Origin of the sequence: Thermococcus celericrescens (assembly GCF_001484195.1) — an archaeon.
Lineage (GTDB): Archaea > Methanobacteriota_B > Thermococci > Thermococcales > Thermococcaceae > Thermococcus > Thermococcus celericrescens.
Window position 1 is genome coordinate 110,277 of record NZ_LLYW01000029.1, and the last position, 6,888, is coordinate 117,164.

Sequence of the window (6,888 nt, forward strand, 5' to 3'; positions counted from 1 at the left end):
GGCAAACGGAGAGACAAGTGTTAAGCTAGGCCCCAAAAACTGCCCGGAGAGAGTCATGTCCTGGGAGATGGCTACAAGTGTTTAGATTTTTCTAAACGAATGTTCGTTCCTTATTAAACATGAATTAAACGTAAAGCTTAAATCCAGCAATGTCTCTACCTCTGCTGAGGTGAACACCGTGACTGAGTACGAAGGCATAGTGAAGATGCTGAGGTTCTTTGTGCAGACGAGGAACTTCAGCTATGTGGACAGGATTGGGAACGCACTGAATCCAGAACCTGTCGAGGTAGCGCTTCTTGAGGCTCTCAGAGCATTCAGGTCGATTAGAGAAAGTGCCTCCGTCGATGAAAATGGGGGAAGGTACATCGAGAAAGATGGCAATAAGATCCTCCTGCCTGGCATTCCAAGCGGTGAAGAGGTGATGGGGTTTCTCAAAGATGTCCGCTCGGATACGGGAGTTGCCAAACTCGTGGCGACCCTCGCCCTCGCGTATCCTTCGAAGAAAGAAAACTCCGGAGGTGATGTGTGATGTTCTTGAGCGTTGGAGTTAGGTTTGAGGCCAACGTCGAGGCCCTCAACATGGTCGAAACCGCCGGAAACTACGGCAAGCACAGGCGCGTTCCCTACTTAGTCGAGGAAGACGGAAGGCTAAAGACGGTCTACGTCCCAGCCATGAGCGGTGAGAGCCTGGCCCATGCCTACCAAGAGCATCTCGTTAATGAGGCCCTCTCCGCAGATCTGCCGGTCTGCGATGACTGCTGGAGGATGGAGTTCTACAAGTCCATGAACAAGGTTCATCTTAAGAAGAAGGTTGATCCGATTCCAGACGATCCCAAGAAGATCGAAGAGGCCATCGTAAAGGCCTGCGTCGTTGAAGATGTCGGCGGCTTCCTTTATGCCGAGAAACCACCAGTTAGGAGGAGCTCAGCCTTCCAGGTAAGCTACGCCCTTCCAGTCAAGTCGGTCGCTCTATTCGCCACTTCCGAGCCGCAGCTCCACGCCAGGCACGCCCAGATGGACGCATCGAGCAAAAAGGGCAACGCCTCCGAGCAGATGATATACTACGTCGAAACCGGAACCGCGCTCTACGGTTTCACCTTCAACCTCGACCTCGATGCGGTAGGCGTAAGCGCGATAACCTCGAAGCCAATACTCGATGAGAACGAAATTAAGAAGAGACGCGAAGCATCACTAAAGGCACTCTTCAGGATGCTTTCCTCAGGCCAGTTTGGGGCCAAGCTCTCCCGCTTCTTCCCGGTTGGAGGCATAACCGAGCTCGTTGTGTCAGTTACGGAGCACCCATTCGTCGTCACCTCGCCGATTTACGATGACTACCTAGAGAAAACCCAGAGAAGGTTAAAGGTCCTTGAGAGCTTTGGAGAAGAGTACCTATTCACGGCCGCCACGGGCGAAAAGGTTCCCGAAGAGGCCCTGAAGGAAGCGATTGACTACCTCCATGAGAAGGGAGCCTTCTGAGGTGGTTCCCTTGACTTTATTTTTGAAAGTTAAGCTGAGGCCCACGGGAGTAATAGCCCTCCGCGCCCTCCCCCAGAGCAAGATGAGAACGGCGCTTCGCTACGTTCCACCCACCACACTGATAGGGGCAATAGCGTATCCACTCCTCCATATCAGTGGCGACAGGAGGGAGACCATTTACGAGAGGAAAACCTTCAAGAGCAAAGCGGAATCCGCAATGGGCCTCTTCAAATGGACCACCATCAAGACAGAGAGCAAACCAAAGCTCTATGGTTCTCTATTGAAGATTAACACAATTTATCAACGTGAGAAAAAAGTTCAGAGTGCGGTAACCTCGTTCCCCTTCGCGGTGCTGTACGGTGAATCCAGCAACTCGCTAACGGTCGTGTATCTTATCGATGAAGAAGCTCTCTCTGAGAGCACCTACAGCACGAAAGACCTGGAGAGGGCCGCGTGGGGAATAACGAGGCTCGGCTCAAGGGAATCAGTAGTCAGCGCCGAAGACGTGAATAGAGGGAAAGCAAAGATTCAAGAAGTCAATGAAGCCAAAACGAAGTACGCCTTTCCCTTTAAAGGCGTTGATATTCGCGGGAAAGGAACACTCCAGACGGTCGTTGACTGGCGCTCGGGAATCGGCGACTATTCCAACGCTAGGCGCATTGTAATGTTCTATCCAGAAGGAAGAGTTGAAGTCCAGGGGAAGCTGTCGATTGCAGAGTTAGACGGGGAGGTGATCATCCTTGCTTCTTGAGGCCCTCGCAAGCTATCCCTACGAAGGCCTGACCAGGGAACTACTTGCATTGGGCATGTCATGGGTTGTAATGGAGACGGGACTTGAGCCCGACGAAGAAGAGCTCTCCGATGCATTGGAGGGCGCGCTGAACTCCCTCGGAAGCAGGGTGAAGATCCACACCTCAAAGATGGGCCGAAACGACAGGAGTTCCTTCGATAAGGTTCTACAGGCCTGGTTCGGTAGGAGTGCTCCCGAAACCTATGGGGAGCTCTTTGAGCTTGTGGCCAGTGAGACCATAAAACTGCTCCGGGAGGGTAAAATCGATCCCAGGGAGTCCCTATCCACTATAAAAACGGACAAAAATGGGACTTATCTTGGGGTGGCATACAAGGGAGAGCAGGCCATTTTGCCGGCAATAATCAAACAACCAGAGTACTACGAGCGCCAGAGTGGGTTCTTAAGCCCAACAACCGGCCAAAAAGCCCAGATACGTATGGATCCGCTGTGGTTCTCTTTCATAGCCCTCGGCTTTTTCACGAGCTTCGCAGGATTCATAGGAGGAAAGTACTACCTGATGACAAAGCCAGGGATTGAGGGCTTCTGGCCCCACGAGGTTGAGAAGGTTATTGAGAAGGGCCTCCTTTTACTAACGGGTGCCGGAGCATCGGGCAGAATTTCCCTGAGTACTGAGGAGCTCTACGAGATGAAGCTGGCGATGAAGCTCGCCGAGGAAGGGAAAAACGTCGTCGAAGAAGTCTATCCAGTAACTCTGCACCTGATAAGCCTTGAGGGCCAGGTTTATACCGAGCTTAAGACCGTACAGCTCAATTTAGCCGGACTGAGCGAGTACATGAAGGAATATTTGAACAGGGTAGGAGCAGTCACCATCGGGGGTCTCCCCCTCCTCGTGGAGCTCAAGGATGGAAAAGCCACGATCCAGAAGTACCCCCTCTGGGCCCTTGTGGACATTGCAGAAAAGGAGCTCCGAAAGGGCGTCAACGGCGATGGCGAGATGCTGGCGTATATCTTCGTCAAAGATCTGTACAGGGCCATCAACAGCGGAAGAAAAGAGGTGATCAGAGACGCCGTTTTCAGGCTGTTCCGTCAGGGCAGGGCTCTCTTGGAGGGCAGCGGGAGAGCGAGCGGGGAGTTTCGGAAGGTCATGAGAACGTTTATGTGGCAGGAACACCTGGAGGTGCTCCTTTGAAAGCTTTTAAGAAGGCACTACAGAAGCTCGCAGAGGCAAAGAGATTCAGGCCAGAGAAAAGGCCACTGCTCGAGGAGGCTTTTCATCTTATCACCTCCTCGGAGAATCCCCCTTTTTTAATCCTGCAAGCCCCTACCGGTTATGGGAAGACGCTCCTCAGCTTTGCTCTGACCGTTCATTCCCTCCGAGATGCCTCCATCTTTGACAGGGTGATTCACGTTCTCCCGATGCGTTCAATAATCGAGGACATCCAGAAAACTGCAGATGAGGCATTTGGCTTCTCCAGAACCAAGATGATGGGTTCGAGCGGCGAGTTTCTCCATCTCTTCCCACTCAATATAACCACCGCTGACACCTTCACCCGGGATCTGCTGAAGCTCAACACGAAGAAGAGACACCGGATTAAAGCGGGTAGGGAGTTTGGCTACGATTATTTGACTCAGGCCTCGATACTGACGTCGCTTGTAATCTTCGATGAAGCTCACTTCCTCCTTGAAGATGCATCAATGGTGACCGCGTTTCTGGCCATTGTTGAGTTTCTCACCTCCCAAAAGATCCCCATCGTGGTCATGACGGCCACCCTCTCAGAGGCCCACGGAAAAATCTTTGAGAAATACGCAAAGAAAAACGGCTACGACTTCCATGTTCTGTCTCCCAAAGAGGATGACCCCTTCATAGAGAGGGAGCTGAAAAAAGATATCGAGATAATGTTTGATTCGGGAAATCCACTCAATTTCATAGAGCCCGGAAAGAAAAACGCGATTATAGTGAACTCGGTTAAAAGGGCCGTCGAGCTGTTTAATAAAGCCAGAAACAACCCGGATATCTGGCCTGAAGGCAGAAGAATTATGCTAATCCACGGCAGGATGACACCAAGCCACAAACGAGAGCTCATCAAACGCCTTAGGGAATGGAAAAACGAGGGAAATTTCCTCCTCATCGGAACACAGGCGGTTGAGGCTGGTGTTGATTTTTCAGTTGACCTCATGGTAACCGATAGAGCCCCCATAAATTCCCTCCTCCAGCGATTTGGTAGAGTGGCCAGGTATGGAAGCGAGATGAAGGCTGAGATAATCGTCCTTGAAGACGCCCCCTGCGGACCATACCTAGGGGATAAAGTCGAAAGGACAGTAAAATTAATGAAGGAACATCAGATCCTTCCAAGGGTGCCAGACACTTACCAGGCAATAGTCACGGAGGTTCATGGGAAAAAACCGGTTTCTATCACCAGGAACGTCAACCGGGAGCTTAAGGGGAGACTGTTCAGACTTATGGTAGATCCAACCAAGAGGGCCCCTCAAGTTCTGAGCACTATAGAGAGCTTAACAGCCAGTGGAACCCCAATCATGAGGGGCTTCCTGATTCCGCTTTCAGTAGGGGATGAGGCCGTGCTGATAACTCCCTCCAAGCTGGTGGAACTTTACTCCAAGAGAAGAGTAGAGATTAATGGTTGGAAAGGCGGGATACAAAGCCTGAAAGACGCGTATAACATAGCAAAATCCATCGCGCTCGGGGAGGAAGTTGATGTTGTTTTCATGGGTGAATACGACTGGGAGCGTGGTATCCCATGAGTGCGTGTGCATTTTTTGAGACTGGGGTCTGTGTAGAAAAGATGGAAGATCACATAAAGAGGGGCCTTGAGATCATCGAGGGGCTGTACCTTCGCAGGGATTACGGCGCATTTCTTGCACAGGTTCTGAGGGTCGAGCAAAAATTCGCCGAGGAACTCCTGAGGAAGGCCTACGCCCTCCACGATGTTGGAAAGTGCCTTGAGGAGTTCCAGAAGAGGCGGGAAAAGTTCGGGTTCCATGAGTTCTACTCCGCCCTTATAGCGAGAGACGTCTTCAAAAAATACGGAGAAACCGGGGAAATAGCGTCCATTGCAATACTTCTCCACCACCACGATTGGGTCAGGAGTGGAAGCCCCAAAAAGCCAAATAATCTCAGACTTTGCGAGGACTGTCTGTCTCTTATCAAAGAACTGTCGGGAGAAAGACTCCCTCCAAAGATTCCATGGGAAGAGTGGATTGAGTTCAACAGTGGAGTGGAGAAAGTATTCAGGAAAAACCTGAAAGGCGTCTATTCACTTCTGCTTCCCCTGACGGTAGCTGACAATTACGCCGCAGCAACCAATAGGGGAGGAAAGAAAAGCCTCCTTGGGCGGGAGATCTTTGAGGTTCTAAATGTAAGGGGGTGGAACCTTGCTCGTGGTCTTTCCGGTGGGCTTTGACGAGAAGTTCATCGTCAGGGCACTGGTGAGAAAGAGAGAGGGCGTAGATGGCCTCGAAGCTGGCGATAGGCTTCTGGCGATAGTTCCTGAGGGATACCAGAAGGAGCCGAGGACGGTTAATGCCATCACCGCAATAAAGAACATAGCGTCACCCATAATTGGGGAGGGAAACGTATTAATCCTCGAAGTTCCCCTCAACGGTGAGGAGATCGTAAGGGATATATCCCGGGCCATAAAGGACAACCTCACCGATGACCGCCTCGTTTTGGCAGTTCTTTCAGGTGGCATGAGGCCACTCATCGTTTCCACTCTCCTTGCACTTTTGAGCATTGAAGATGCCAGAATCATTGTCGAGAGTGACTTTGAGAACCTGACGGGACACATATCCCTGGAACTGGGAGCGTTTCTGGCGCCTGCTAAAAGGAGATGGGCTAGGATACTCTGCGGCTTCCTTGAGGGTAAGAGCGTAAGGAAGATCGCCGAAGAGCTTGGGGTTTCCCCCGCAACGATAAGCCACGAACTGAGGGAAATGACAAAGTACGGCCTTGTTAGAGCTGAAAAGCCCGACGGAAGAACACCCAAATATAAGGCAACCAGCGCTGGAAGGCTCTACCTAAAGATCAAGGGGGGAAGAATGTCATGAGGATTAAACTGTTACTTTTTTCTTCTGAAGGCCTCGTCCTTTAGGGTGGGGATGCAGTAATCGAAAGACCAGCCTGAAGGCAGGAAAGCAAAACTATTTTAAAGCCTAAAAAACATTACCATACTTTAGAATGAAGCGGTCAATAACGGTAAAACTCAACCCTCAAAAACCCAAGAGAAACATTCAAATCCGAAATAGGCTCGGCAACAGTTCAACAAATCTGCAGGAAGAACGCCGAAAGCTGGAGAAGCTTCTTCTCACTCTTAAGGAACAAACGGAACGGAGAACCCCCCAACTGGCTCAAACCCAAACCACCAAACTACATCAAGGGAGAAGGCTTAATAGTCCTCAGAAACGACCAATACAAAATTGAAGGAAACAAACTAATCCTCAAAGGCCTCGGAAAGTTCAAACGCCTCGAAATTCAATTCAAGGGGAGAATACACTTAAAGGGCAAGCAAGGGTGATTAGAAATAACTTACGACACCGTTAAGCGGAAATGGTATGCTCATATTTCATAACACGGTGGAGGGAAGGCTTTATGGTCAAGAGTGGGTTGAACTCCCAAGACAGCCCTTGGGCAACCTTTCAGCGGGAAT

7 protein-coding genes and 1 pseudogene are annotated in these 6,888 nt (G+C 50.7%); all 8 read left to right on the forward strand.

Translation table 11 applies throughout. The annotated features are described in order from the left end of the window. Positions 1-178 precede the first annotated feature (178 nt). On the forward strand, positions 179-529 hold the full coding sequence (csa5, locus tag APY94_RS08720; RefSeq protein ID WP_245610446.1) for a type I-A CRISPR-associated protein Csa5: 351 nt from the start codon (positions 179-181) through the stop codon (positions 527-529). Continuing rightward, positions 529-1,476 (forward strand): type I-A CRISPR-associated protein Cas7/Csa2, encoded by a 948-nt coding sequence (gene cas7a / locus APY94_RS08725; RefSeq protein WP_058939263.1) that lies wholly within the window; start codon positions 529-531, stop codon positions 1,474-1,476. The genes csa5 and cas7a overlap by 1 nt, the downstream gene beginning before the upstream one ends. 22 nt (positions 1,477-1,498) lie before the next feature. Further along, positions 1,499-2,227: a type I-A CRISPR-associated protein Cas5a gene (gene cas5a, locus APY94_RS08730; RefSeq protein ID WP_342667081.1), complete on the forward strand. Its 729-nt coding sequence runs from the start codon at positions 1,499-1,501 to the stop codon at positions 2,225-2,227. After that, on the forward strand, positions 2,217-3,416 hold the full coding sequence (gene cas8a2, locus APY94_RS08735) for a type I-A CRISPR-associated protein Cas8a2/Csx9 (protein WP_058939265.1): 1,200 nt from the start codon (positions 2,217-2,219) through the stop codon (positions 3,414-3,416). Before cas5a ends, cas8a2 begins: the two co-directional genes overlap by 11 nt. Next, positions 3,413-4,987 carry a CRISPR-associated helicase Cas3' gene (cas3, locus tag APY94_RS08740; RefSeq protein WP_058939266.1) on the forward strand — a complete coding sequence of 525 codons (1,575 nt, stop codon included), beginning with the start codon at positions 3,413-3,415 and terminating at the stop codon, positions 4,985-4,987. Before cas8a2 ends, cas3 begins: the two co-directional genes overlap by 4 nt. A gap of 41 nt (positions 4,988-5,028) precedes the next feature. Further along, positions 5,029-5,646 (forward strand): CRISPR-associated endonuclease Cas3'', encoded by a 618-nt coding sequence (locus APY94_RS08745; RefSeq protein ID WP_342667082.1) that lies wholly within the window; start codon positions 5,029-5,031, stop codon positions 5,644-5,646. After that, positions 5,624-6,289, forward strand: coding sequence for a CRISPR-associated CARF protein Csa3 (gene csa3, locus APY94_RS08750; RefSeq protein ID WP_245610447.1), 666 nt, complete (start codon positions 5,624-5,626; stop codon positions 6,287-6,289). Before APY94_RS08745 ends, csa3 begins: the two co-directional genes overlap by 23 nt. 173 nt (positions 6,290-6,462) lie before the next feature. Beyond that, positions 6,463-6,888: pseudogene (locus APY94_RS13685) on the forward strand (RNA-guided endonuclease InsQ/TnpB family protein); the annotation flags it as partial.

Excerpts from the sequence above, each read along its gene's own strand:
- cas7a (WP_058939263.1), top strand. The coding sequence starts at position 529 with ATGTTCTTGAGCGTTGGAGTTAGGTTTGAGGCCAACGTCGAGGCCCTC.
- APY94_RS08745 (WP_342667082.1), top strand. The coding sequence starts at position 5,029 with ATGGAAGATCACATAAAGAGGGGCCTTGAGATCATCGAGGGGCTGTAC.